The 23,627-nt window shown below is 64.6% G+C and carries 21 protein-coding genes; 13 read left to right on the top strand and 8 right to left on the bottom strand.

The window, feature by feature from the left end; translation table 11 throughout:
• The first annotated feature begins 14 nt into the window (after positions 1-14).
• The 4 genes from GSQ76_RS00275 to GSQ76_RS00260 are packed head-to-tail and all read left to right on the top strand — an operon-like array spanning position 15 to position 3,155.
• Positions 15-878, top strand: a complete 864-nt coding sequence (locus GSQ76_RS00275) for a branched-chain amino acid ABC transporter permease (RefSeq protein ID WP_158741920.1) — start codon at positions 15-17, stop codon at positions 876-878.
• Entirely contained in the window at positions 875-1,642 is a 768-nt protein-coding gene (locus tag GSQ76_RS00270; RefSeq protein WP_158741919.1) for an ABC transporter ATP-binding protein, read from the top strand. The genes GSQ76_RS00275 and GSQ76_RS00270 overlap by 4 nt, the downstream gene beginning before the upstream one ends.
• Positions 1,639-2,349, top strand: coding sequence for an ABC transporter ATP-binding protein (locus GSQ76_RS00265; protein ID WP_158741918.1), 711 nt, complete (start codon positions 1,639-1,641; stop codon positions 2,347-2,349). The genes GSQ76_RS00270 and GSQ76_RS00265 overlap by 4 nt, the downstream gene beginning before the upstream one ends.
• Positions 2,349-3,155 (top strand): alpha/beta fold hydrolase, encoded by an 807-nt coding sequence (locus tag GSQ76_RS00260; protein WP_158741917.1) that lies wholly within the window; start codon positions 2,349-2,351, stop codon positions 3,153-3,155. The genes GSQ76_RS00265 and GSQ76_RS00260 overlap by 1 nt, the downstream gene beginning before the upstream one ends.
• Before the next feature lie 16 nt (positions 3,156-3,171).
• Here the strand turns inward: GSQ76_RS00260 and GSQ76_RS00255 are convergent, their stop codons facing one another.
• The 5 genes from GSQ76_RS00255 to GSQ76_RS00235 form a co-directional block, all read right to left on the bottom strand.
• Entirely contained in the window at positions 3,172-4,848 is a 1,677-nt protein-coding gene (locus tag GSQ76_RS00255) for a dihydroxyacetone kinase family protein (RefSeq protein ID WP_158741916.1), read from the bottom strand.
• 12 nt (positions 4,849-4,860) lie between these two features.
• Complete coding sequence (locus tag GSQ76_RS00250; protein ID WP_158741915.1) at positions 4,861-5,289, bottom strand: nuclear transport factor 2 family protein; 429 nt, start codon at positions 5,287-5,289, stop codon at positions 4,861-4,863.
• A 23-nt stretch (positions 5,290-5,312) separates the two neighbouring features.
• A complete protein-coding gene (locus GSQ76_RS00245) occupies positions 5,313-7,046 on the bottom strand; it encodes an ABC transporter permease subunit (protein WP_216850822.1) in 1,734 nt (577 codons plus the stop codon).
• 65 nt (positions 7,047-7,111) lie between these two features.
• The gene (locus GSQ76_RS00240; RefSeq protein WP_158741913.1) at positions 7,112-7,972 is read right to left on the bottom strand and encodes a branched-chain amino acid ABC transporter permease; all 861 of its coding nucleotides are present in this window, start codon (positions 7,970-7,972) and stop codon (positions 7,112-7,114) included.
• Between the two features lie 141 nt (positions 7,973-8,113).
• Complete coding sequence (locus GSQ76_RS00235; protein WP_158741912.1) at positions 8,114-8,953, bottom strand: IclR family transcriptional regulator; 840 nt, start codon at positions 8,951-8,953, stop codon at positions 8,114-8,116.
• 191 nt (positions 8,954-9,144) lie between these two features.
• On the opposite strand from GSQ76_RS00235, the gene GSQ76_RS00230 reads away from it, so the two are divergent.
• From GSQ76_RS00230 to GSQ76_RS00190, 9 genes are all read left to right on the top strand, one after another.
• Positions 9,145-10,320 (top strand): ABC transporter substrate-binding protein, encoded by a 1,176-nt coding sequence (locus tag GSQ76_RS00230; protein WP_158741911.1) that lies wholly within the window; start codon positions 9,145-9,147, stop codon positions 10,318-10,320.
• A gap of 84 nt (positions 10,321-10,404) precedes the next feature.
• Positions 10,405-11,265, top strand: coding sequence for a CoA ester lyase (locus tag GSQ76_RS00225; RefSeq protein WP_158741910.1), 861 nt, complete (start codon positions 10,405-10,407; stop codon positions 11,263-11,265).
• Positions 11,266-11,375: 110 nt separating this feature from the next.
• Positions 11,376-12,920 (top strand): ABC transporter substrate-binding protein, encoded by a 1,545-nt coding sequence (locus GSQ76_RS00220; protein WP_158741909.1) that lies wholly within the window; start codon positions 11,376-11,378, stop codon positions 12,918-12,920.
• The gene (locus GSQ76_RS00215; RefSeq protein WP_158741908.1) at positions 12,920-13,867 is read left to right on the top strand and encodes an ABC transporter permease; all 948 of its coding nucleotides are present in this window, start codon (positions 12,920-12,922) and stop codon (positions 13,865-13,867) included. The genes GSQ76_RS00220 and GSQ76_RS00215 overlap by 1 nt, the downstream gene beginning before the upstream one ends.
• On the top strand, positions 13,860-14,744 hold the full coding sequence (locus GSQ76_RS00210) for an ABC transporter permease (protein WP_158741907.1): 885 nt from the start codon (positions 13,860-13,862) through the stop codon (positions 14,742-14,744). Before GSQ76_RS00215 ends, GSQ76_RS00210 begins: the two co-directional genes overlap by 8 nt.
• Entirely contained in the window at positions 14,745-15,737 is a 993-nt protein-coding gene (locus GSQ76_RS00205) for an ABC transporter ATP-binding protein (protein WP_158741906.1), read from the top strand.
• The gene (locus GSQ76_RS00200; RefSeq protein ID WP_158741905.1) at positions 15,734-16,717 is read left to right on the top strand and encodes an ABC transporter ATP-binding protein; all 984 of its coding nucleotides are present in this window, start codon (positions 15,734-15,736) and stop codon (positions 16,715-16,717) included. Before GSQ76_RS00205 ends, GSQ76_RS00200 begins: the two co-directional genes overlap by 4 nt.
• Before the next feature lie 3 nt (positions 16,718-16,720).
• A complete protein-coding gene (locus GSQ76_RS00195; RefSeq protein WP_158741904.1) occupies positions 16,721-17,497 on the top strand; it encodes an IclR family transcriptional regulator C-terminal domain-containing protein in 777 nt (258 codons plus the stop codon).
• Between the two features lie 10 nt (positions 17,498-17,507).
• Positions 17,508-18,557, top strand: a complete 1,050-nt coding sequence (locus GSQ76_RS00190) for an ABC transporter substrate-binding protein (RefSeq protein WP_158741903.1) — start codon at positions 17,508-17,510, stop codon at positions 18,555-18,557.
• Here GSQ76_RS00190 and GSQ76_RS00185 read toward each other — a convergent pair.
• From GSQ76_RS00185 to GSQ76_RS00175, 3 genes are all read right to left on the bottom strand, one after another.
• Positions 18,546-19,835 carry an MFS transporter gene (locus GSQ76_RS00185; RefSeq protein WP_158741902.1) on the bottom strand — a complete coding sequence of 430 codons (1,290 nt, stop codon included), beginning with the start codon at positions 19,833-19,835 and terminating at the stop codon, positions 18,546-18,548. The two genes, GSQ76_RS00190 and GSQ76_RS00185, sit on opposite strands and share 12 nt — an antisense overlap.
• A gap of 236 nt (positions 19,836-20,071) precedes the next feature.
• Positions 20,072-21,412, bottom strand: a complete 1,341-nt coding sequence (locus GSQ76_RS00180) for a cytochrome c (RefSeq protein ID WP_158741901.1) — start codon at positions 21,410-21,412, stop codon at positions 20,072-20,074.
• Positions 21,409-23,619: a xanthine dehydrogenase family protein molybdopterin-binding subunit gene (locus GSQ76_RS00175; protein WP_158741900.1), complete on the bottom strand. Its 2,211-nt coding sequence runs from the start codon at positions 23,617-23,619 to the stop codon at positions 21,409-21,411. Before GSQ76_RS00175 ends, GSQ76_RS00180 begins: the two co-directional genes overlap by 4 nt.
• Positions 23,620-23,627 lie beyond the last annotated feature (8 nt).

Here is a 23,627-nt window from a genome sequence, read left to right as displayed (position 1 = left end):
CGGCGAGGCGCCCGATGAACTTTTTCCTCAGCTATCTGGCAATCGCCGAGATTTACGCGCTGGCCTCGATGTCGACCAATTTGCTGGTGGGTGTAACCGGAATCTTCTCGGTATCGCAGGGCGCCATCTTCGGCATTGGCGCCTACACCGTTGGCATCCTGACGCTGAACGACTGGGCGTCATTTCCGGTGGCGATGGCGGCAGCGCTGATTCTGTGCGCGTTGACAAATCTCGCAGTGGCGCTCCCAGCCTTGCGAATCGCCGGGGATTACTTCGTCGTCACCTCCTTCGGCATCCAGATCGCGGCGACGGCGGTGTTCATGAACCTGACAGACATCACGGGCGGCGCGTCGGGCCTGGCCGGGGTGCCGCCGCCTAACGTGTTCGGACGTGATCTGGACGAGCCAGGGGCGTTCATCCTGCTATCCAGCATCGTGCTGGCGGCGGCGGCGTTGTTCTTCTGGCTGGTGTTGCGGTCGCCGTTCGGCCGGCTGATCAATGCGATCCGCGAAGACGAATTGGCGGTGACCGCCGCGGGTAAAAGCGTGCTGGCCGCCAAGGTCGGCGTGTCGGCGCTATCGGGCATGTTCGTCGGCCTGGCAGGTGGGCTGTATGCCGGGTTCCTCAGTTTCATCGATCCCGGCTCGTTCGATATCGATGCGTCGATCCTGTTGCTGACCATGATTGTGGTGGGCGGCGCGCGCACGCTCGCCGGGTCGCTGATTGGCCCGGCGTTGCTGACGGCGCTGCCGCAGGTGCTGAGCGTGTTGCCAATCCCCTCGGACGCGGCGGGGCCGTTGCGGCAGATCCTATATGGGCTGATGCTGATCGCGTTCATGCTGTTCCGGCCCCAGGGCATCGCGGGGCGCCGGCTATGAGCGGGCCATATCTGGACGTAACCGGCGTGTCGAAGCGGTTCGGCGGGTTGCAGGCGCTGGACGATTGCAGCTTCGCCATCGAACCCGGGCAAATCACCTGCCTTGTGGGGCCGAATGGCGCGGGCAAGACCAGCGTGTTCAACGTTATTACCGGATTCATCCGTCCAGATGCCGGCCAGGTGCGGTTTCGCGGCCAGGTGCTGACGCGCATGGGCTCGCGACGGATCGTGGGGCTGGGCATTTGCCGCAGCTTTCAGAATCTGCGGCTGTTTGCCGATCTGTCGGTGCTGGATAACGTCACGGTCTACCTGCCCAGCCGCACCGACGAAAACCCGTTCCGCCCGATCCTGCGGCCGATCCGTACCGAGATCGAACGCAAGCGGCGAATGGCGGCGGCGATGTCGATCTTGGAGGAGGTGGGGCTGGCGCACCGCGCCCGCGACGCCGTGCGCAATCTGAGTTACGGCGAGCAGAAGCTGTTATGCGTCGCGCGGCTGATGGCCAGCGGGGCCGAATTGCTGCTGCTGGACGAACCGACATCCGGCCTCAGTGCGCAAGCGTTGGAGGCGATGATCGCCCTGGTGCTGCGGCTAAAGGCCGCGGGGCGGACGTTTCTGGTGGTGGAGCACAACACCAGGATCGTGCAGCGCCTGGCCGATAGCGTGGTGTTTCTGCACCAGGGCCACGTGCTGGCCCAGGGCGAACCCGCCGCCATCGTCGCCGACCCGAAACTGGGCGAGATTTATTTTGGAGGCGCGTTGTGAGCGAGCCCGCGTTGCTGGACGTGAAATGCCTGGTGGCGGGCTACGGCAACAAGACCGTGTTGCATGACGTGTCGTTTCAGGTGATGCCCGGTAAGGTGCTGACGCTGCTGGGCCATAATGGCTGCGGCAAGACAACGACGCTGAAGGCCATTCTGGGCCTGAACGACCGGGCAAAAGGCGAAGTCTGGCTGGGCGGCCGCCGCGTCGATCAGGAGCCGGTGTCCGCGCGGGTGGCGCAGGGATTGCGCCTGCTGCCGGAGGGGCGGGGCATTTTCGCAACGCTAACCATCGGCGAAAACCTGGATGTCGTCGCCGACCGAAATTGCCGTGTGCCGGACAGCCGGATCGGCGTGCAGGAGGTGCTGAAGCTGTTCCCTGCGTTGGCCGGCCGGTTGAGCACGCTGGCAGGCAGCCTGAGCGGCGGGCAGCAACAAATGCTGGCGCTGGGCTTGGCGCTGCTCGGCTCGCCGAGATGCATCCTGCTGGACGAACCTTCGATCGGCCTTGCGCCAAATTTGGTGGAGCGGCTGTTCGACATGGTTCGTGAGGTCTGTCGCAGCGCCGGGGTGGGCGCGGTGCTGGTGGAGCAGAACGTGTCCGCCTCGATGAAGATCGCCGACCACGTCACCATCCTGAACAACGGCGCCGTGGTGTTCGACGGCTCGCCCGATGAGGCGCGTGAGTCCAATTTCTGGCATTTCTTCTGATGGCCATCGCGTGGGTGGATGCTGGCGGCGTGTCGTTGCGCTACGAATTGTCTGGCGCCGGGCCAGAGACGATTGTGCTGCTGCACGAAATGGCGGGCACGCTGGAGTCCTGGGATGCACTGGCTCCGATGCTCCAGCCGCATTACCGCATATTGCGCTACGACATGCGCGGCGCCGGCCTGTCGGAGAAAATCCGTGGCGAGGTAAGCGGCGACCAACTTGCCGATGATCTGGGCGCGCTGTTGGACGCGCTGGATCTGCGTGCCCCAGTGGCATTGGTCGGCTGTGCCGTGGGCGCCAATGTCGCCCTGCGTTTCGCAGCCCGGCATAGCGCGCGGACAGCGATGCTGCTGGTATCAAGCCCCGCCACCAGCATCCCGCCCGACCGCAGAGCGGCCACTTTGGCAATGATCGCGAAGTTCGAGTGCGATGGTTTGCGGACGATCGAGGCGGTATCCCTTGCCACGTCCTATCCCGAGATCCTGCGCGCACAGAACCCGCAGCGATTTGCCGCGACGCGCCTACGCTGGCTGGCCAATGACCCGGCGAGTTTCGCCGCGGTGTTCCGCATGTTGGTCGCATCCGACCTGACGGGCGTGTTCGGCACGATCACCGCGCCCAGTCTGTTCATCGGCTGCACCCTTGATTCCGCCCGCCCGCCCGAGCAGACGGCCGCGATAGCGACGCAGGTGTCCGGCTCCACGTATGTGACGCTCGACACCGGGCATTTCGCCGCGATCCAAAGCCCGGCGGTGTTGTGCGCGCTGCTGCTGCCCTTCATCGACCGTCATCGCGATCGCTTCTAGCGCGGCCGCCCTGGCGCTATGTGTTCAGCGTTGCCTGGATGGCGCGCATCCACACCAGAACGGCAGCTGCACCGGCGTCCTGATGTCCGATCGCCCTATCACCCAAATAGGCGGCGCGGCCGAGGCGGGGGCGCATGGTGGCGGTATTCGCGGCGCCCTGTTCCGCAGCCGATACGGCGCGCTGCCACGCTGCCGGGCCGCCCAATCCTGCCATCATGGCCGCAGTGAAGGCGGTGGCGGCTGGGTCCAACGCGTCGACCATCGTGCGATCGCCAGGCTTCGCGCCGCCAAGCTCGGTTACGGATGCCGCGCCCGCGGCGAAGGCGGCGGCCCAATCGCCGCCATTGTCGATTTCGCGCGCGGCACGCAGCAGGGCCGTCGCGTAGAATGGGCCGGAGCTACCGGCGATTGCCCGGCGTAACGCGTCACCCATGGCGGTCAAGGCGGTGGCCGGGGAGGTCCAGGGGGCGCCCGGCAATGAACGGATTGCCGCGGCCCCGCGTGCCATGCTGATGCCGAGGTCGCCATCACCGGCGCGGCTGTCCAGTTCGGTCAGTGCGGCCTCCTCCCGCTCGAACGCAGCGGCGATGGACAGGGCTACGTCGCGTAGCAGGGGGATGGGTGGGCCGCCGGGTTGTGGCGTGGCCGTAGCCGCTGGTGTTGCGGGGATGATAGTCAGCGGATGGACCTGCCCGCCGCCAGGCCAGGCAGGGGCCTGTGTCGGCGCGTCGAGCCGCGCGAGCCGGGCATCGTCTAGCGCCAGTAGGGTCAGCGAACACCCGGGCATTTCCAGAGCGGTCATAAAGTTGCCGATCCAGGCACGTTCCACCCGCAATCCGCGTTCGCGTAGAACGGCCAATGCGCGGCGGGCGACGATCGCCAATTCCATCGGCGGTGTGCCACCCAGCCCATTCACCAGCAGCGCAACCCGATTGTCGCGCGTCAACGCCGCCTGGGTGATGATCGTGTCCAACATGGTGTCGACGATTGCATCCACTGGCTGCATCGGGGCGCGGCGCACACCTTGCTCGCCATGGATGCCCAGGCCAAGTTCCAGCTCCGTTTCTTCCAGCGTGAAGCCAGGCTTACCCGCTGCGGGCACCGTGCAGGAGCCCAGTGCGACACCCATCGTCGCGACCGAAGAAGCGGCGGCGGTCGCCTCCGCAGCCACTTGGTCCAGCGCCAGCCCGGCCGAGGCTGCGGCGCCCGCGATTTTGTGCACGAACACCGTCCCGGCGATTCCGCGGCGGCGGCCGGGTTCCACCGTGTCGTGCAGCGCCACGTCATCGGCCACCACAACCACGCGTGTCGGGATCCCAGCAGCGGTCGCCAATTCGGCGGCGAGGCCGAAGTTCAGGCGATCGCCGGTGTAGTTCTTTACGATCAACACCGCGCCCGCTGGCCCGGCGGCGGCGTGGATCGCGGCCAACACCGCGTCGACGCTAGGGGAGGTGAACACGTCACCCGCCACGGCAGCGGCCAACATGCCCGATCCGACATAGCCCGCATGGGCAGGCTCATGCCCGGCGCCACCGCCGGAGATCACGGCCACCGGGCGGTGAGCCATTTCGGATAATCCAAATTGGACGACCACGTTCTCGGCCGCCAGCAGCGCCTGGTTGGGCGCCAGGCTCACGGCGCCCTCCAGCAGCTCCCGCACCACATGGCGCGGGTCGTTGATCAGTTTCTTCATGCGCGACGAAGCTCAGCTTGCATGGGCAGGACCGCGTGTGTCGGCGACGAAGCGGTCGATGCGGCGGTGCTTGAACATCCATTTGCCATCCAGCTTCACCATCTGGTCGTAGTAGGCGCCGGCGGCCTCGATCACCGGGCCCCGTCGGCTGTTCTGCGGCTCCACCCAATTGGATTTTACCTGTGCGGTGTCGCCATCTAGCTTGATCAGGATGTTGCCGACCAGATGAACGGCGCGTGGCTCCGTGCCGCTGGGGCGGCCGATGCGGCCCAAGAGGGCACGGATGCCCTCGCGCCCCTCACCACTGCCGAACGCGGTTTCCCACACGCCGTCTGGCGTGAACAACGCGGCCATCTCCGCGTGCAAGCCGCCATCGAGGCAGAAGCAATATTCCGACAACACATCGCGGATCGCGTCCTTTTCTTCCAACGCACTCGACATGTCACTCTCCCTGGGTTGATTGATTAGCCACCGAGATAGGCACTAACGACTTCCCGGTGGGAGCGTATTTCCGCCGGCGTGCCACAGGCCAGCACACGGCCGAGGTTCAGCACGGTGACGTGATCGCAGACGTCGAAGATGAGGTCGGCGTGATGTTCCACCAGTAAGACGCCGATTCCCTGCCGGCTGACGGCTTTGATCAGCAGCCCCAGCTTGATGATCTCGCCCGGGGTGAGGCCGGCGGCGGGTTCGTCCAGCAGCAGGATGCTGGGGCGTTGCATCAGGGCGCGGGCGATTTCGACGAAGCGCAATTCGCTGTGCTGGAGACGGTCGGCCCGCACCGCAGCCAGCGCCTCCAGCCCCACCAGCCGCAGCGCCAGCAGGGCGTCGTCGCGGAATCGTGCTTCGTCCCGGTGATGGCGCGGCAGACTGAGCAACGTTTCGAAGAAGCTGGCCCGGCCGTTGATGCTACCGCCCAATGCCACGTTCTGCAGCACGGAGCTTTCGCCGAGAATCCGTGGACGCTGGAAGGTGCGTGCAATGCCGTGCCCGGCGCGCAAATGCGGTCGTCCGAAGGGCAGCGGTGTGTCGCCGAGAGTGATTTGTCCCTGTTCGGGTGCGGCGTAACCGCTGATGACGTTCAGGGTAGTGGTTTTGCCGGAACCGTTCGGGCCGATGAGTCCGTGCACCTGGCCGGGCCGTATTTGCAAGTCCAGCCCATCGATCGCCCGCACGGCACCGAAGCGTAGGAGGACGTCGCGAAGCTCAAGCCTGTCGCCGGCGGATCGCGGCGGTAGCATCACCGGCACCAAGTCCATTTGCGGCGAGATGACCCTGCCGGCCGGAATGGGGCGGCGGTTCACCACATCCAGCAATTCCGCCAGACCGCCGGGTATGGTGAGCACGATGACCAGCAACAGGATGGCGTAGAGAAATGTCGACCAGGCGACCAAGGGCGCGGCTAATTCGGGCAGCACCGTCAGCACGATGATACCGAGCAGCGGGCCCAGCACGGAACCGCGGCCGCCGACGAGGATGGCGATGAAGAACAGCACGGATAGGTCGAAGGTGAAGGCATCGGGCGTGATGTAGGATTGCAGGCTGGCGAATAGGCCGCCTGCCACGCCCGCCAGCGTGCCGCACAATACGAAGACGCTCAGCAACAGGCGGGGTTTGGCGACGCCGACCGCCTCCGCCGCGACATCGGCGTCGCGGATGGCCACCAGGCCACGCCCGAACCGGCTATGCGCGATATTGGCTGTCATCCAAGTGCACAGCGCGGCCAGCGCGAGGCATAGCCCGTATAACCCCAGCGTGGTATCGAACGGTGCCGGCAGACTGGGCCCGGCAACTCCGGTGCCGCCGCCGGTGACCGAGGTCCAGGCCAGCGCCACTTGCGTCACGATGGTGGCGAAGCCCAGGGTCGTCATGGCGAAATAGAATGAACCGAGCCGCAACGCCGGCAAACCAATGATGCCGCCGGCAACAGCCCCGGCGAGTCCGGCGGCCCCAAGCGCGGCGAAGGCGGGCCAGGCGAGGGTGATCGTCCCCGCCGCCAACACGCTGGCGACGTAGGCGCCCAACGTAAGTACGGCCACGAAGCCGATCGCCAATTGGCCGCCAAATCCCACGGCGAGGTTCAGCCCGGACACCAGGATCCAGTAGATTGCGGCCCGGGTGGCGATGAGTGTCCAGTAATCGTCACTGACGAATGGCAATGCAATCGCTGCGGCGAGTACCGCGATGAAAGGCAGCACCGGCCGCGCGGCTTTTGGGACAACGCTTCCGCGTGATGCCGCGGTCAACGGAATGGCCTGGATCTTCATACCCGGCGTGCCGCAATGCCGCGAAACATGCCGCCGGGGACGGCAAGCAGCGCGGCGATGAACACGGCAAATACCGCGCAGGAGGCGAACACCCCGCCCAGCGCGAAATTTGCTGCCTGTTGCAGCAGGCCCAATGCCAGGCCGCCGATGATCGCCCCGCGATTATTGCCCAGGCCGCCGAGCGCCACGGGGATGAAGCCATAGAAGCTGAGCATTGAGCCGTTGCCGAAATACGCCAGCATCAGTTCGCCGCCGAAAAATCCGGCGATGCCGCCGATCCCGCCAGCCAGCGCGTAGCTCGCCACACGCAATCGGCGTTCTGGCAGGCCGAGGGCGCGGGCGGCCTCACTATCTTCCGCGACCGCCAGGAAGGCGCGCCCCAGTAGTGTGCCACGGTAGAGATATTCCAGCCCGCCTATCACGGCGACGCACGCCATCAACGGCAGCCAAAATCGCTCGTCGAACACGCCACCAACCGCGGTGCCGAGCAGGCGCGGAAAGGGGCGCGGTTCCGTGCCCCAGAAGATCGCAGCGAGTTGCTGAATCGCCATGGCGAGGGCCAGCGTCGATAGGACATAGAGATGCTGATCGAGCTTGGCCAAGACCGGCCGTACGGCAACACGTTCCGTGAGCACGCCGATCGCCGCACAGCCCGCGATGGCGAGAATGAGCCCGACCGCAACGGGCATATGAAACCGCAGCACCAGCAACGAACCAAATACCCCGCCGAGCATGCCGAGTTGGCCGGTGGTGAAGCTCATTACCCGTGAGGCCGCGAACATGGTGTTGTAGGCCATCGCGGTGAGCGCGTACACCGCGCCCATGGCCAAGCCGGAGGCGAGGATGGATGCCAACACCCGTCAGCGCCCGATGTGTCGAGTTGGGTTCAACCTCACGACGCTTCCCCTGATATCGGCTCGCAGTGTCTTGTGCGCTGCTTTTATGTAACCTGGTTGCCTGTAATACTTTTCGCCGAGCTATGTCAATCAACGCACGGGCTAGAGAACCGTCAGGCCTTCGCCAATTGTCACGCCGTCGGAGAATTCGGCAGTTGCCGGCAACGGCCAGCTATCGCCCAATACGCGCGCCGCCTTGAGCAGGAGGGCGCGGTAGCGTTCGAAATCCTCATCGTTGGCGCGCACCAGTGGCGCAGTGATGCTGACAAATCCGACAGTGCTGGATGAGCCGGCCGGCCGGATTGGCACCGCAACGGAGGCAATGCCGACCTCGTTCTCCTCGTTACTGAAACTGATACCAGTGGCGCGGATGGCTTTTAATTCCGCCAACATCTGCTTCATGTCGGTGATGGTGTTGGTTGCGATGGGGCGCAAACGGCCGGATAGGATCCGCTTGACCTCCGCATCGGGCAGCGTGGCCAACCACGCCTTGCCCGTCGCCGTCGAATGAAATTCCATCGACGTCATCGGCTCCACCTGCAAGCGGCGGCGACTGCCGGTGACGGCCATGACCCAGCGTGGCTGGTCGCGATCCAGCACGGAGAACAGCACCAATTCGCCGGTCTCCTCCGCCAGGCGCCGCAACTCGGGCTGGCACTGGCTCAACAACCGGGCGCGACCCAGTAGGCGCAGGCCGACATTGCTGATCTTGTAGCTGGCGTAGAACCGCCGGTTTTCGCTGTCGCGATACAGGTAGTTCAACTCCTCCAACGTGCCGGTGATGCGCAGGGCGATGCTCTTGTTGACGTCCAATTCTTTTGCAATATCGGACAGCGACAAACCGGACACCGCATCGGCAAGCATTTCCAGGACTGCCATGGTACGCCGAACCGTCACCAGGTTATCCGGCTGTGCCTCTGCGATGTTGGTGTTGACAGGCATGGATGCTCCGCAAAATCAAATCTGCCATCCCGGCATAGCGGAACAAAGGCGGTTTGAACATTGCCGATAAGGGCCAGCCTTCGTTACGCCGTTGACAGATCGTGATCATTGGCTTATGGGTAACGAGGTTACGCGAATTCATAGGGCGGCGTCCAGAACCGCTCGGAAACAGCGGGATAGGAAACCCTGGGATGGCAATCACACGGCGCTTCTTCAACGCAGGTTCAATCGCGCTGGCGGGAGCGGGCGGCCTCGCTCGCCCGGCGCTTGCCGATAGTTCGCCGATCCTGATCGGCTACCCGGCGGCGCTGACGGGGCCCAGTTCCGCGCCCAGTATCGGCAATAATCGCGGTGTCGGCTACGTGGTCAACAAGATCAACGCCGCCGGCGGCGTGAACGGCCGCAAGATCGAGATGGTGACGCGCGATACTCAGGGTGATCCGACGAAATCGGTCAACGCCGTGCAGGAGATGATTAGCAGTGCGAAGGTGCACGCGCTATGGGGACCGAATAACTCTGGCGAAGGTTTGGCCACCACGCCGATCGTCGCGCGGCGAAACATCCCGAACGTGCATATTTGCGGCGTGAATTCGCTGGTCGACAAGAAATACCCACAGGCCTACCGCATCGCCCCAAACAATCTGCAATGCGCAGAGGTGCCGCGGCGGTACTGCCACGATACGTTGAAGGCGGCCAACGTCGCCGTGATTGGCGATAGCACCGGGTATGGCACGATGATGGTGACGGATTCCGCCACCGATGTTGAAACCAATGGATTGAAGGTCACGTACCGCGCCCAGATCGACGCCGGCCAACCCGATTTGACACCCGACATGCTTCGAATGCGTGAGTCTGGGGCGCAGGCCGTTATCGTCTGGACCGTGTCGACCGGGTTGGTGGCGAGGCTGCTGAATGCACGGGCCGCCATTGGGTGGGACGTGCCATTTGTCGGCCACTCCACGATGGGCTCCGGCGATGTCGGCCGTTTGCTGGACAAGCCGGGGAATTGGGACAAGGTCTATATCTACGGCACCCGAAGCACGACGTATGACGCGAACGGCAAACTGCCGGAACGGGTGCAGGCCTTCGTTGCCGAGATCAAGGGCAAGATCGAACTGGCGGATACGACGCTGTGGTGGGTGTTGACCGGGGCCGATGCGATCAACCTGATCGCCGACGCGGTGCGCAACGCCGGGTCATCCCCGACGGAGATCGAGGGATGGTGGAACCAGCAAACCGCCTACCCGGCGCTGTACGCCAATTACCGCTTCACTGATGGCGACCATAATGGATTTCCGGACTCCGAACTGGTGATGTCCAAGGCGAATTCCGGACGTGACGGGGCCTTCGCGTTGGCCCCGACGTGAGGCCATATTTGACATGGGCGGCTTGCGCGTAGCTTCGGCGTTCAGCAACCTACGGAATACCTGACCGTAGCGAGATTGCCGACCATGACCCTTCGTCTTCGACGTAGCGTACTCTACCTCCCCGCCTCCAACGCTCGCGCGATCGAGAAGGCGCGGACGCTGGCCTGCGACGTAGTCGTGCTGGATTTGGAGGATGCGGTGGCGCCGGAGGCCAAGTTGATGGCGCGCCAGGCCGCGGTAGCTGCGATCGGTGCAGGTGGATTCCGGGCGGCGCAGGTCGTCGTGCGCGTGAATGGGTTGGGCACGGAGTGGGGGCGGCCGGATTTGGCTGCGATGGCTGCGACGCACCCGTCCGCAATCGTGGTGCCGAAGGTCAATAGGGGCCAGGACGTAGCCGATGTTCGCCACCATATCGGCGACGTGCCGGTGTGGGCGATGATCGAATCCGCCAAATCGCTGTTACGGTTGGAGGATATTGCCTCGTCGGCAGGGTTGGAAGCACTGGTCGTTGGAACCAACGACTTGGCACGGGAGATGGGGACGCAATTGCGACCCGGCCGGGCCGCGTTTCTTGGCATCCTGACGCTGACCATCGCGGCCGCGCGGGCGTTCGGCCTGGCTGTGCTGGACGGCGTCTACAACGACCTGGACGATGCGGCGGGGTTTGCTGCGCAATGCGCGCAGGCCGTCGAGCTGGGGTTCGATGGCAAGACGCTAATCCACCCGAAGCAGATCGATCCGTGCAACGCTGCTTTTACCCCTAGCGCGGCGGATGTCTCGGCGGCGCAGCAGATCGTCGACGCGTTCGCCCTACCGGACAACCAGGCGAGGGGCGCGATTGGGCTGTGTGGCCGGATGGTGGAACGATTGCACCTGGAACAGGCGCGCAAGACCCTGGCGCTGGCCCGAGCCAAACAAGATCAGTTCGCCCCACTGCGAACATAACCGCCCTGTGTTCGCAGAGCGAACAACTGCCATGCTGACCTTGCCGCCGCGACGAGAACGCAGGAAGGTTCCACGAAGCCCATACGCAGAGATGAGGCCGGAGGAACATGATGGCACAACGCCAATTCTGGATGGGCACCGCGGCGGCCGCCATCGCCGTGGCGCTCGCACTACCCTGTGTAGCGGCCGAGCCCAAACAGGGCGGCGCCGTTGTGTACGCCTACGCCTCCGGCCCGCGCACACTAGACCCACACATCGTGAACAACACCGTCGAGATCGAGGTCGTGAACCAGATCTACGAATCGCTGGTGGCATTGGGGGAGGATTATTCGGCCAAGCCGGAACTCGCTTCGCATGTCGAGGTGGCGGCGGATAACAAGACCTTCACCTTCGCCCTGCGCCACGGCGTGAAGTTCCAGAATGGGAAGGAGATGACAGCCGCCGACGTGATCGCCTCGTTCGAGCGCTATCAGAAGGTCAGTCCTAATGCGGAAGCGCTGGCGGAGGTCGCCGGATATGATACGCCGGACCCGTATACCTTCGTCATCCGGTTGAAGACCCCGAACGCTATCTTCCTGGACGTGCTGAAGACGCCGTCCTACCCGTTCTCGATCCTGCCGGCGGAGGAGCGGGACAAGCCCGCAGGCGCCGCTGCTGTGATCGGCACGGGACCGTTCAAGCTAGGTGAGTGGGTGAAGGACGGCCACCTGACGCTGCAGCGTTTCGATGGCTATGTTTCCGACCCGGCGGCGACTGGGCTGGACGGGTATGCAGGCAAGAAGATCGTCTATGTCGACAGTGTGCGCTACAATTTCATCCCCGAACCGAATGCCCGCGTGGCCGCGGTGCAGGCGGGTAACGCGGATGTTGCGTCGCAAATCCCGCTGAGCCTGTCCAAGCGGGTGGCGGGGAACGCGCAGTTTGGCGTGCAGCAGGTTTTTCCTGGCTGCCAGCAGGTGTTCTTCACCCAGACACAGAACAAGCCGACCGATAATCCGCTGGTGCGCCGCGCGATCCAGGCGGTGATGGGCGTGGATGACATCATGGACTCGGTGGGAGAGGTGACGAAGCGAAACGCGCAGTTCTCATATCCTGGCACGACGTACTACACGCCGGGCACGCCGGACTTTCACTACGACATGCATGATGTCGACAAGGCAAAGGCTCTGCTCAAGGAGGCCGGTTACAAGGGCGAGAAGATCGTGCTGCAGACCACCGCCGCCTACTCCTGGCACTTGAGCGCCACGCTGGTGCTGTCGGAGCAGATGAAGGCGGCTGGAATGAATGTCGACGTGCAGACGGTCGATTGGAACACCATGTCGAACGACCGGATGCGCGGCACGGGTGGCTGGAATGTCAGCCTTACCAATTACTGTTCTCAACCGCTGCTTGGCCCGCAGCAATGGCGCCCGTTTATCCTGACCGTGCCGCAGGCGAAAGACGATCATTTCATGGAGGAGGCGTATCAGCGTTTCTTCCAGTCGCCGCAACTGGCCGACCGGCAAAAGGCTTGGACCGATATCCAGCAGCACATCACCGACGAAGCATATTTCATCAAGGTCGGGGATTACGGGTCGATCAACGTGTTCCGCACCCGCGTGCATGATTTGGTGCCGTGGTACAACATTCGGTTCTGGGGCGTCTGGCGCGACTGATGACTTTGCATCCCTTGCTGCGGCGCCTGGTGCGTGCGATCCCGATCATCCTGATCGTCGCGGTGCTGACGTTCATGCTGATGCATCTGTTGCCCGGCGACCCGGCGGCTGTCATCGCCGGGTCGGATGCCTCGGTAGAGGCGGTGGATCGCATCCGCGTGCAATTGGGCTTGGACAAGCCGGTGGTGACGCAACTTGTCCTGTGGTTCGTGCGGTTGGCGCATGGCGACCTCGGCACCTCACTGGTATTGGACCAGACGGTGCTGTCGGCGGTGATGGAGCGGCTGCCTGTCACGGCTTCGCTGTCGGCGGTGGCGCTGGCGATTACCGTGCCGTTCGGCGTCGCGTTCGGGGTGTTGGCGGCGTATTTCCGGGGGACTTGGATCGACCAGGGCGTGATGATGCTGGCGCTGTTGGGTGTGTCGGTGCCCAGTTTCTGGATTGCCATCCTGTCGGTCATCCTGTTCAGCGTAACGCTTGGCTGGCTGCCGTCCTCCGGCTATGTGCCGATGGACCAGGGGGTGGGCCAATGGCTGGCGGCGCTGATCCAGCCGGCTTCGGTGCTGGCGCTGTTCCAAATCGGATTTCTGGCGCGGATGACCAGGTCGGCGATGTTGGACGTGCTGGACCAGGATTTCATCCGCACCGCCCGGGCGAAGGGCGTCAGCGAATGGCGCACCATCCTGAAGCACGGGTTTCGCAACACGCTGATCCCGGTGGTGACGGTAACAGGCATCATCCTGAGCCTGCTGATCGGCGGCTCGGTGATTATCGAGCAGGTGTTCGCCCTGCCGGGTATCGGTCGGCTGGTGGTACAGGGGATTCTCGCGCGCGACTATCCACTGGTGCAAGGCGTCATGCTGCTGTTCGGGATTACCTTCGTGGTGCTGAACCTGTTGGTCGATGTGCTGTACACCATGGTCGACCCAAGGGTGCGCAATGAGTGACGTGGCCGCCCTGCCGATCCGCGAGTTTGCCCGGCCGCGCCGGCGGTTCCGGACGCTGCGCAAGCTGGTGGCGCACCGGTCATTCCTGTTCGGCGCCACGGTGATGGTGTTGCTGACAGCAGCGGCGATGGCGGCACCGCTGTTGACGCATATCGATCCCACGGCGATGCAGGTGCGGTTTCGCTTGCGGCCGCCCTCCGCCGCGTTTCCGTTCGGCACGGATGCGTTCGGGCGGGATGTGTTCACCCGGGTGCTATACGGCGCCAAGCTGTCGTTGTGGATCGGACTGTCGGTGGCGCTGCTGTCGGGTGCTGGCGGTGCGGCGGTGGGCGTGGTGGGTGCGCAGTTTCGGCGGCTGGACCCGCTGCTGATGCGGGTGATGGATGCGCTGATGGCGTTTCCCGCGATCTTGCTGGCGATCGGGTTGGGCGCGGCACTCGGGCCGAGCCCGTCCAGTGTCATCATTGCACTGGCCGTCGCCTATTTGCCCCGTACGGCCCGCTTGGTTCGCGCCTCCGCGTTGGTGATACGGGAGTTGGAGTATGTCGAGGCGGCGCGGGTCTCGGGTGCGGGTAATCTGCGGATCATTTGGAAGCACATCCTACCCAATTGCATGGGGCCGCTGCTGGTACAGCTCAGCTTCGTCTTCGCCTACGCCATATTGGCAGATGCGGCGCTGAGCTTCCTGGGCATCGGCACGCCGCCACCTGCGCCGAGTTGGGGCAATATCGTGTCGGAGGGGCGGGACTACGCGGTGGAGGCGTGGTGGATCATGCTCTTCCCCGGCCTTGCGATCAGCATCGCGACCTTGGGGATGAATCTGTTAGGCGACGGTCTGCGCGACGTGCTGGATCCACGGTTGAAGGTCGAGGGCTGAATGGCCGGCGAAATGTTGCTCGATGTGCAGAACCTGACCGTCCAGTTTCGTGGCGACGCCGGGTGGACGAGCGCGGTGGAGAATGTGAGCTTCCAGGTGGGCGAGCGGGAATGCCTGGGTCTAGTTGGTGAATCCGGTAGCGGCAAGAGCGTGACGGCTCTGTCGATCCTGGGCCTGCATGCACGGCGTACCGCGCGGATCCCCAGCGGCGTCATCGCCTATCGCGGCCAGGATATCTTGCGGTTGCCGACGCGGGCGTTGCGTAAACTGCGCGGTGGGGAGATCGCGATGGTCTTCCAGGATCCGATGTCGACGTTGAACCCCGTGCTGACGATTGCTGACCAAATCACGGAAACGCTGATCCTGCACCAGTCGCTAAGTGCCGCTGCGGCCCGGCAGCAGGCGCAGCGCCTGTTGGATATGGTGCGTATCCCCGATGCGGCGCGCCGGCTGGACGAGTATCCGCATCGCCTGTCCGGCGGCATGCGGCAGCGGGTGGTGATCGCGATGGCCATCGCCTGCCGCCCGAAATTGTTGATCGCGGACGAGCCGACGACCGCGCTGGACGTGACGATCCAGGCGCAGATCCTGGAGTTGCTGCGGGATTTGCAGGACGAATTGGGGATGTCGGTTCTGCTGATCTCGCATGATCTGGGGGTGATTGCCGAGTTCGCACACCGGGTGATGGTGATGTATGCCGGGCGCACGGTGGAAACCGCCCCGGTGCGTGCGTTGTTCGAGCGGCCGGTGCACCCCTACACGATTGGTCTGCTAGCTGCTGCACCGCGGTTGGAACTGGATACCGACCGCCTTCCCACCATCGCCGGCAGTATTCCCGACCCGGCGTCCATCGTGCCGGGTTGCCGCTACAGCCCGCGGTGCGACGTGGCGCTGGAAAGCTGCCGCAACCTGCCGCCGGCGATGGGCTCGGCCGAGCCCGGCCATCTGGCGCGCTGTCCGCCGCGCCTAGCCGCATTGGGCTTTGCGGCATGAGCGAACCGATCGTCCAGGTGCGGGAACTGACCAAGGAATTTCCGGTAGCCAAGGGGCGGCACAAGCCGGTGATGCTGCGGGCTGTCAATCGCGTCAGCTTCGATCTGCATGCGGGGATGACGCTGGGGCTGGTGGGTGAGTCTGGGTCAGGCAAGTCAACCACCGGGCGGATATTGGTCGGGCTGACGAATGCCAGCAGTGGCAGCGTGAAATTGTTCGGGCATGAGATTGCCGGCGCGAATGGCACGCGCGCGATCCAGGCGGTGCGGCATCGGCTGCAATTCGTGTTTCAGGATCCGCATGGCTCGCTGAACCCGCGCATGCGGATCGCCGACGCAATTGCAGAGCCGTTGGACGTGGCCGGCGGCATGTCGCGGCAGGATCGGACCGATCGAGTACATGAGTTGCTGGAGACGGTAGGGCTGCCACGCGGCTACGCCAGCCGCTACCCGCACGAGTTTTCCGGTGGTCAGCGGCAGCGCATTGGCATCGCAAGGGCGCTGGCATTGCGGCCGGATTTCATCGTGTGCGACGAGCCAGTTTCGGCGCTCGACGTTTCGATCCAGGCGCAGGTGGTCAATCTGCTGTTGGATCTGCAACAACAAATGGGGCTCAGCTATCTGTTCATCGCGCATGACCTGGCCGTGGTGCGCACGATTTCGACCCACGTCGCGGTGATGTATGCCGGCGCGATCGTAGAGCAGGCGGAGCGGCGGGAACTGTATCGCGCCCCTGCGCACCCCTACACCCAGGCGCTGCTGGCCGCGGTGCCGCGGATGACGCCGGGGCGCCGGGCCGAGGCGGCTGCAGCCGGGGAGATGCCGAGTTTGCTGTCCCCGCCGGCTGGTTGCATCTTTCACACGCGCTGCCCGCACGCCTTCGCGCCCTGCCGGGTCGACGTCCCGGCGATGCGGGAGATTACCCCTGGTCATGCGGTGGCGTGTCATTTGTATTCCGCCGCTGCCAGCCAGGCTGCCTGAGGTATGAGCGCTACCTCGCAGCGGGGAGAGACGGTTGCGTCCTTCCGGCACGGGATCGAGGTCATTCGCAGCTTCACGCGGGAGCACCCGCGGCAAACCATTAGCGAGGTCGCGGGCCGCACCGGACTCAGCCGTGCCGCGGCCAGGCGGCTATTGCTGACATTGTGCGAGATGAGTTTGGCGCGGACCGATGGCAAGCATTTTCGCCTCACGCCCGCGGTGCTCGCATTCGGACAAACCTTTCTCGCGGGAATGTCGGAGTTGGAGATCGTGCGAGACGTGCTGCTGCAATACACGCAAGAGGCGCGCGAATCGGCCTCTGCGGGGGTGCTGATCGAGTCGGACGTCATCTACGTCACCCGGCTGGCGAGCCCGAATAACAAGCTGCCGGTTGGCACCGGGCCGGGACTGCGTCGCCCGGCGCATGCCACCGCGATCGGCCAGATCCTACTGGCGGAGGCCCACCCACGCGAGCTGGATCGCTATCTGTCGCAGGCAGTGCTGGAGGGCTACACGCCGCATACCGTCACTGACAAGAAGGCGTTGCGGGCCAAGCTGGCCAGCATCCGCAAACAGGGCTTCGCCACGATCGTGGAGGAGCTGGTGGTCGGGCAAAGCTCTATCGCGGTGTCGGTGCCGCCGGGTTCCTCCGGCACGCGGATGGGCATCGCGTCCAGCGTCCCGTCCGCCCTAGTGTCGGAGGCGGAGATGATCGCGACGCTGCTGCCTCGGTTGCAGCGGGCCGCAGCCGATATTGCCCATCTTGCGGCCAATGGTTGAGGGATTTCACATGACACATCGTAGAGCGGGCATCGATCGCCGGACGTTCGTTGCGGGTGCCGCCAGTGCGGCTCTGGCCCTGCCAGCTCGTGCGGCGGTGGAGCCTGGGCTGGTTGCGGCGGCGGAGCGTGAGGGCGAGGTGGTGTGGTACACCACCTATATTGCCAGCCTCGCGGTCCGGCCGATGGTCGCGGCGTTCGAGCGGACATATCCGAAGATCAAGTTGCGCGCCGTGCCGGCGCCCCCGGTCGAGGGCACGACGCGCCTGTTGAACGAGAACCGCGCCGGGGATGTGCGTGCCGACGTCATCGATAGCGGCACCGTATATGTGCCGGTGCAGGCGGCGGGGATGATCGCGCCCTATATCCCGCAGGCCGCGGCCGCGTATCCGGCGGAGTTGAAGGATGCATCGGGGCTATGGACGGCCGCGAACCTTCAGGTCGCGACCGCCAGCGTGAATACCGATCTGGTGAAACCCGCCGATATCCCCGTCACCTACGACGATCTGCTGAACCCGCGATGGGCGTCGCACATGGCTTGGACGAACAATCAAAGTTCTACCGGGCCGATCGGCTTGGTCGGCAACATCCTGCTGAGCCGCGGGCAGGAGGCAGGAATGCGCTACCTGCAGGCGTTGGCCAAGCAGAAGATCGCCAACGTGGCGGCGGTGCAGCGCGTGGTGCTGGACCAAAACATCGCCGGGCAATACCCGGTGGTGCTGTCGATCTACAATTATCAGGCCGCGATCAGCCAGGCGGAAGGCGCGCCGATCCGCTGGCTGAAGATGGAGCCGGTGGTGTCCTCCTTCAGCCTGGTGGCGCTGCTGAAGGCGGCCAAGCATCCAAACGCGGCGAAGCTGCTGATCGAGTTCATTCTGTCACCAGACGGGCAGGGGGTTCTGCGCGATGCGAACTACCTGCCCATCCATCCGAATGTGACACCGAAGGATCCCGATCTGACGCCGGGGGGTGGCCATTTCAAAAGCACTATCATCTCCCCCATGCTGTATGCGCAGCACGAGGCGGAGTGGACCCGCATATTCAACGAACTATTCCTGTAGCGCCTGGTGCCCGGTTTCCGGCGCCAACAGGATGAAGCCGAGGCCTAGGACGTAGACGACCGACAGGATGGAGATCGCAGTGGGATAGCCCCCGGCGACTGCGGCCACCGCCCCCACCAGCGTCGGTCCAGCGGCGCCCAGGATGCGGCCGAAGCTGAACGAGAAGCCAGAGCCAGCGCCGCGCAACGCCATCGGGAACATTTCCGGTAGCCAGATCGTGTAAAGCGCGAACACCCCGTTGGTGAAGAAACCCAGGATCGGCAGCAACCACAGGAACAGCGTCATGTCGTTCAGCTGCTGAATGGCGACGAAATATGACATGACGATCGACACGATGGAGCCGAGGAAGAACAGCACCGCCGCCGGCCGCCGGCCGCCCATCCACTTGGTAATCCATGGCATCGCTAGGCACCCCGTCAGCGTGCCGACATTGGTGATCAACCCGGCCACGGCGCCCATTGCCTGCGCATGACCCGGCGTGGCACCGGCCGCGATCAGTTTGGTAGCGACGACGGTGGGTGCCCAGAAGTTGGACGACCACAGGCCGAAGATGATGCAGGACATCATCAGCGCGGCAGACCAGGTAATCCGCGCCTGCACGCCCTTGAACAGCGCGGAGAATTTTGGCGTGGACGCAGTGCGGGCGATCCGCAGCGGCTCGGGGATGCGGCGGCGGAGGTAGACCGTCAGCAGGGCCGGGAGGATGCCCAGGAAGAACATCCCGCGCCAGCCGATCGTGTTGGCGCAGATGAGCGTGGCGAAGGCGGCGAGAAACAGCCCGGTCGGGGTTGCCGTGTGCAGCCAGCCAGCTAGCCGAACCCGCATGTGCTCCGGCACGGATTCATGTAGCAGCGGTGTGCCTGCAGCCCACTCTCCACCAATGCCAAACCCGGCGATGAAGCGGAAGACCGCGAACATCACCAGCCCCGTCGCCATGCCGCACAGCCCGGTGAAGATCGAGTAGACCAGCACCGTCAGGCACATGATGCGAACGCGGCCAAACACGTCCGCCGCCCAGCCCCACACCATCGAACACGCCCAGCCCAGCATGAAGATGGAGAAAAGCAGCCCGCCGTAGAAGCCGATATTGGCGGCGGTGACTGGGATGCCACTGCGCGGCAGCAGGTCGGTGAGCGCCGCAACTAGAATGTAGCTGTACATCGACGAGTCAAACCCATCCAGCATCCAGCCGAACCAGGTCGCCCAGAACACCCGCATCGGCGAGGCTGCGACAACGGCATAGGGTGGCGCGAGCGCCGGGTTGATCGCGTGAGACATACTTCCTCCACTTCGCGCCGTTTGGCGTCTCATGCGATAAGGCTGCGGCCAAATTGAGTGTCTGGCAACCATTATCTGAAAGGTCTCTCGGATCGAGGTTAGACCAGAGAAGTGGTTCTTTTTGCAAAAAAGAACCCAAAAACTTTTGCTCTTTAAGGATCTCTGACGGACAGCATCCTGCCCATGAGATAGAGGTCTTTTGCTTCTTTTCTTTAGAAAAGAAGGCTTTCTGCTGGTTACTCAGATTGGTCCTTCAACTTGGCGACGTCGCTTGCCTTCAAGGCCGCACCTTCAGCCCCGAAACGTGCAGTGACGTAGTTGGCGACGGCGGCGATTTCGTCGTTGGAATAGGCGGCGCCGAAGGACGGCATGAACACCGCCTTGCCATCGATCTTGCGTTGCACGCCATGGATCACCGCCTGCGCCACGTTCATCGCGGATGGGTCGTTAATTGCCCGATCGCCAGTGAGGGTGGCGTATTTGCTGAGTGAACTGACGCCCGTCCAGCTGTGGCAGCTGGCGCAGGCGCTGGCAAAGATGGCCGCGCCGCGGGGATTGGCATCTGGGGTGACGCCCTGCCGATACGAGGCGGGTGCGGGCGCGAGCGTCACTTGCGGCAGGCCGCCGCTGGTGGCGGGGATGCTGCGCAGATAGACCATCAGGGCGTGGATGTCGGGTTGCGTCAGGTAGGACAGGCTGTTGTCGGATGCCTCGCCCATTGGCCCGGCGGCGCCGCCATGGCCTTCGGCATGGCCGGTGGACAAGTAGGTGGCGAGGTCGGTGTCGCTCCAGGCGCCTAGGCCGGAGGTGGGGTCTGGCGTGATGTTATAGGCGCGCCAGCCGGCGGTGATGGTGCCGGCGAATTTATCCCGGTTGTCCAGGGCGAAGGCAGGATTGCGGGGTGTGTGGCACTCGCCGCAATGGCCCAACGCCTCGGCCAGATACGCGCCGCGGTTCCACTCGGGGCTTTGCGACGGATTGGGGCGGTAGACCGCGTTCGCGTTGTAGGCGGCGTTCCAAAACGCCATGAGCCAGCGTTGATTGAACGGGAACGCCATCTTGTTGTCGACCGCCGGGGCTGCGACCGGGGGCAGGCTGAACAGATAGGCCTTGATGGCCAGCGCGTCGGTGTCCGTCATGTAGGTGTAGGCGGCGTACGACATCGCGGGATACAGATGCTGCCCGTCGGCACGCACGCCGCGGCGCACGGCGTCGATGAATTGCTGGTCGGTGTAGTTGCCGATCCCGGTCGCCCTGTCCGGCGTGATGTTGGTGGAATAGAGCGTACCCATGCCGGGCAGGTTAAAGGCCAGCCCGCCAGCATAGGCCTTGCCGCCCTTCGCCGTATGGCAGGCGAAGCAATCTGCCGCATGGGTGAGGTATTCGCCGCGCGCCACCAGATCGGCGCTTGCGAGTTCGGTTGGTACGCCGGTGGGGTTGGCAGCTCTGTAGTCGGCGAGCGCAACGGTAGCGCCCTTGGCAAATGCCGTGGGGCCGGGGATCGCGACCAGCCACACGCCCAAGCCGGCCCCGGCGATGACGATCACCGCGAGGACCGCCAGAAGCAGCCTTTTCATAGTGACGCCGTTTTCCGCTCGGCCAGTTTATCTCGGTCGATTGGTAGCCGGCGCAGGCGTACCCCGGTGGCCGCGGCGATAGCGTTCACCAGCGAGGGTGCGGCGGCGGTGACGCCGGGTTCGCCGATGCCGCCGGGTGCTTCGGTGTTCTCGATCATGTAGACGTCGATCGAGGGTGCCTCGTTGATGCGCATCATGCGGTAGTCGTTGAAGTTGCGCTGTTCGACCCGGCCGTCTTTGATGGTGATTTCACCGTATAGTGCCGCGGTGAGGCCGAAGATTAGCCCGCCCTGCACCTGGGCCAACATGCCGTCCGGGTTGACCACGCGGCCGGCATCGATGACGGAAGTCATGCGGCGCACCCGCACATGGCCGCTGGTATCGACCTCTGCCTCCGCGATGGTCGCGATGAAGGTGCCAAATGCGAATTGCGCGCAGATGCCACGGCCGACGCGGGACGGCAGGGGGGAGCCCCAATTCGCCTCCTTCGCCACACGCTCCACCGCGGCTTTCAGGCGTGGGGTGCTGGACAGGTGGGCCAGGCGGAAGGCCACCGGATCCTGCCCGGCCTTGAGGGCCAGTTCGTCCATCAGGCTTTCGCTGGCGAAGACGTTGTTGTTGGGGGCGACGCCGCGCCAGTAGCCGACGTTGATGGCGCGGGGCTTGGCTTCGATGAACTCGACGTGGAAGTTAGGCACGCCGTAATTGTTCTCGGTGGCACCCTCCAGCGCGCCGCGGTCCAGTCCGCCGTCCAGCGGCTTGCCGGACATGCGCACTGCCACCGACCCGGCGGCGATGCGGTGGCTCCAGCCCGTCACCTTGCCGTCCTTCAGCGTAGCGGACATGACGTTGCGATAGGCCGGGCGGTAGACGTCCTGCGTGATGTCTTCCTCCCGGGTCCAGACGACTTTCACTGGGCCATCGACCTTTTGCGCAATGCGCACCGCCTTGGTCACCATGTCCACATCCAGGCGGCGGCCAAACCCGCCCCCCAGCATGTAGTTGTGGAACACGACCTTCTCCGGCTTGATGCCCAGCACCTTGGCCGCGGCATTCCAGGCGGCGGCCTGCACCTGGCTACCGCCCCACATCTCGCAGCCGCCGTCCTTCACGTGGACGGTGAAGTTCTGCGGTTCCATCGGGGCGTGCGACAGGAAGGGCAGTTCGTAGGCGACGTCTAAGCGGTCGCCCTCCGCCTTCGTGGTGTCGCCCTTGTTGGTGCCGAGCGCGCCGGGCTTGGCGCTGGTCTCGCGGAGGGCCTGCCAAAGCTGCGGCGAGTCGATCTTGCCGTCCGGGCCGCCATCCCAGGTGATGTCCAGCGCGTCCAGCCCGGTCTTGGCGGCCCAGAAATGCGGGCCGACCACGGCGACGATGTCATCCAGCACGACAAGCTGCAGGCCGGGTAGCTTCTTGAACTCACCGTCATCCACATGCGCGACCTTGCCGCCGACGACCGGGGACGCGGCGAGGGTGGCGATGCGCAGGCCGGGCAGGCGGACGTCGATGCCGTATTGCGCCGTGCCGTTGACCTTTGCCGGTGTGTCGAGCCGGTGCACCGGCTTGCCGATCAGCTTCAGGTCCTTGTCGGCCTTCAGCACGACATCGGTGGGAACAGGTAGGGCCGATGCGGCCTGGGCCAACTCGCCGTAGGACAACCGGCGACCGCCATTGGCGTCGTCGATCACCTCGCCATTGTCGGTGCGCAGAGTCTTGGGGTCGACCTGCCAGCGGTCCGCCGCGGCCTGCACCAGCATGGCGCGGGCCGAGGCGCCGACGACGCGCAGCACTGTGTAGAAGCTGCGGACCGAGCGCGAACCGCCTGTGCCCATACGCCCCGAGCCCGGGGAGCCATAAAGGGCCTCTACCGGGGGCGCCGGCACCGGGGTGACGCGGTCCAGCGCCACATCCAGATCGTCGGCGATGAGCTGCGAGAGAGAGGTGTAGACACCCTGGCCCATTTCCTCCTGCGGGATCTGGAACGTGACCTTGCCATCCGGGGCGATGGCGACGAAGGCGTTTGGGTTGATCGAGTACCCGTTCGGCACCGGCGGCACGCCCGGCGGCAGCGCGGATGGTAACGCAGATGGTACCGCAGCCTGGGCGACGTCGATCCGAAAGCCCATCAGTAAGCCACCGCCGAGGGCAGCACCGGCCGTGAGGAAGCCGCGACGGGACAGGGACGGGGCGATGGGGGCAAGCATTGTCATGGCCACAC

The organism is Acidisphaera sp. L21, assembly GCF_009765685.1.
Classification (GTDB): domain Bacteria; phylum Pseudomonadota; class Alphaproteobacteria; order Acetobacterales; family Acetobacteraceae; genus LMUY01.
The sequence above is the reverse complement of the archived record's forward strand: the minus strand, read 5'-3'. Positions and strand labels throughout refer to the sequence as shown.

What these genes read in the sequence shown, in the direction of transcription:
- GSQ76_RS00275 (WP_158741920.1), top strand. Translation starts at nt 15, where the DNA reads ATGAACTTTTTCCTCAGCTATCTGGCAATCGCCGAGATTTACGCGCTG.
- GSQ76_RS00270 (WP_158741919.1), top strand. Translation starts at nt 875, where the DNA reads ATGAGCGGGCCATATCTGGACGTAACCGGCGTGTCGAAGCGGTTCGGC.
- GSQ76_RS00260 (WP_158741917.1), top strand. Translation starts at nt 2,349, where the DNA reads ATGGCCATCGCGTGGGTGGATGCTGGCGGCGTGTCGTTGCGCTACGAA.
- GSQ76_RS00255 (WP_158741916.1), bottom strand. Translation starts at nt 4,848, where the DNA reads ATGAAGAAACTGATCAACGACCCGCGCCATGTGGTGCGGGAGCTGCTG.
- GSQ76_RS00250 (WP_158741915.1), bottom strand. Translation starts at nt 5,289, where the DNA reads ATGTCGAGTGCGTTGGAAGAAAAGGACGCGATCCGCGATGTGTTGTCG.
- GSQ76_RS00235 (WP_158741912.1), bottom strand. Translation starts at nt 8,953, where the DNA reads ATGCCTGTCAACACCAACATCGCAGAGGCACAGCCGGATAACCTGGTG.
- GSQ76_RS00230 (WP_158741911.1), top strand. Translation starts at nt 9,145, where the DNA reads ATGGCAATCACACGGCGCTTCTTCAACGCAGGTTCAATCGCGCTGGCG.
- GSQ76_RS00225 (WP_158741910.1), top strand. Translation starts at nt 10,405, where the DNA reads ATGACCCTTCGTCTTCGACGTAGCGTACTCTACCTCCCCGCCTCCAAC.
- GSQ76_RS00220 (WP_158741909.1), top strand. Translation starts at nt 11,376, where the DNA reads ATGGCACAACGCCAATTCTGGATGGGCACCGCGGCGGCCGCCATCGCC.
- GSQ76_RS00215 (WP_158741908.1), top strand. Translation starts at nt 12,920, where the DNA reads ATGACTTTGCATCCCTTGCTGCGGCGCCTGGTGCGTGCGATCCCGATC.
- GSQ76_RS00210 (WP_158741907.1), top strand. Translation starts at nt 13,860, where the DNA reads ATGAGTGACGTGGCCGCCCTGCCGATCCGCGAGTTTGCCCGGCCGCGC.
- GSQ76_RS00205 (WP_158741906.1), top strand. Translation starts at nt 14,745, where the DNA reads ATGGCCGGCGAAATGTTGCTCGATGTGCAGAACCTGACCGTCCAGTTT.
- GSQ76_RS00200 (WP_158741905.1), top strand. Translation starts at nt 15,734, where the DNA reads ATGAGCGAACCGATCGTCCAGGTGCGGGAACTGACCAAGGAATTTCCG.
- GSQ76_RS00195 (WP_158741904.1), top strand. Translation starts at nt 16,721, where the DNA reads ATGAGCGCTACCTCGCAGCGGGGAGAGACGGTTGCGTCCTTCCGGCAC.
- GSQ76_RS00190 (WP_158741903.1), top strand. Translation starts at nt 17,508, where the DNA reads ATGACACATCGTAGAGCGGGCATCGATCGCCGGACGTTCGTTGCGGGT.
- GSQ76_RS00185 (WP_158741902.1), bottom strand. Translation starts at nt 19,835, where the DNA reads ATGTCTCACGCGATCAACCCGGCGCTCGCGCCACCCTATGCCGTTGTC.
- GSQ76_RS00180 (WP_158741901.1), bottom strand. Translation starts at nt 21,412, where the DNA reads ATGAAAAGGCTGCTTCTGGCGGTCCTCGCGGTGATCGTCATCGCCGGG.
- GSQ76_RS00175 (WP_158741900.1), bottom strand. Translation starts at nt 23,619, where the DNA reads ATGACAATGCTTGCCCCCATCGCCCCGTCCCTGTCCCGTCGCGGCTTC.